1 protein-coding gene and 1 pseudogene are annotated in these 1,327 nt (G+C 66.5%); both read right to left on the bottom strand.

The genetic code is table 11. The features are described from left to right. Positions 1–767, bottom strand: a 767-nt coding sequence (locus tag ACYVDE_RS23030; RefSeq protein WP_460503867.1) for a DegT/DnrJ/EryC1/StrS family aminotransferase, incomplete at its 3' end; no start/stop codon positions are given. Positions 768–841: 74 nt separating this feature from the next. Continuing rightward, positions 842–1,327: pseudogene (locus tag ACYVDE_RS23025) on the bottom strand (glycosyltransferase family 2 protein); the annotation flags it as partial.

Below are 1,327 nucleotides of genomic sequence, written 5' to 3'. Positions count from 1 at the left end.
CGCAGCTTCACGCGCAGCAGGGCGGCTTGCAGCGTGTCGAGGCGCGAGTTGAGGCCGATGCGCTGGTGATGGTACTTCCGGCTTTGGCCATGGTTGGCGAGTTGCTGGAGCAGGTCGGCGCGAGCGGCATTGCGGGTGAGGAGCGCGCCGCCATCGCCCAGGCAGCCCAGGTTTTTGGAGGGGAAGAAGGAAGTGGTGCCCACGTCGCCCACCGCGCCGGCAAAGGCCGTTGCGCCGGTGGAAAACTGAAACGTGGCCCCGAGGGCCTGGGCGTTATCCTCAATCAGGGCCACGCTGTGGCGGGTGGCGAGGTCGCGCAAGGCTTCCAAATCGGCGCATTGGCCAAACAGGTGCACGGCCACGATGGCCCCGGTGCGCGGCGTGAGGGCGGCCGCCACGGCGGCGGGGTCGAGGTTGAAGGTATCGGGGAGCACATCGGCCAGCACCGGCTTCAGGCCCAGTAGGGCCGCGGCTTCCAGCGTGGCCACGTAGGTGAAGGCCGGTACGATGACTTCGGCCCCGGCGGGTAGCTCCAGGCTCATCAGGGCCAGCGTGAGGGCGTCGGTGCCGTTGGCGCAGGGCACGACGTGCGCGCCGCCCAGATATTCGCCCAGTTCAATCGCAAACTGCCCCACGGCCGGCCCTTGGATAAAGGCGGCCGCATCCAGCACTTCCTGCATGACCTGGTTTAGCGCCGGCTGTAGCAAGGCGTGCTCGGCGGCCAGGTCGAGCAGTTGGATAGGAGTGGGTGGGGCAGGAAGAATCAACGCAGTGCAGGAATGAGGCCGCCAAAGATACCGGCCAAAGCCGGCCACGAAAACCAGTTAGGTAGGATGAAAAATCAGCCGGTCAGCTCGCGCAGCAACCAGTGCAGCTTCAGCAAATCGAAAGCCCGCAGGTTCGGCCGCGGCGAGAGCAGCTGCCGCCGCAGCGCCGGGGCCACCGCACCCAGCACCAGTTGGGCCGCCGGGGCCACGCCCAGCAGTCGCAGCCGCAGCGCGGTTTGCAGCAGCCGCGAATCGGTGCCCAAGCCATTCTCATGGTACACCCGTGTCAGATTCTGCACCGCCTGCTCACTTTTCGCCAGAAATACAGCGGCCACTTCTAAACCGTCGTGGATTACCGGATTATCAATGTGCCGCACTGTCACGCCCGCCGCCGCCAGCTCCGCCCCGAATTTGGTATCCTCGTGGCCGTAGCCGCTCAGGCGCTCATCGAGCGGAAAGCGCTGGAACACGTCGGCCCGAATCAGCGCATTATTGATAGTGAGTTGGGCATACGGCGCGGCCTGGCGCACGGCGGCGGGGCGGGCCTCCCGGGCCTGGCC

The organism is Hymenobacter agri (assembly GCF_054778495.1).
Note: the sequence above shows the minus strand (reverse complement) of the source record. Positions and strands in the feature narration are given on the sequence as shown.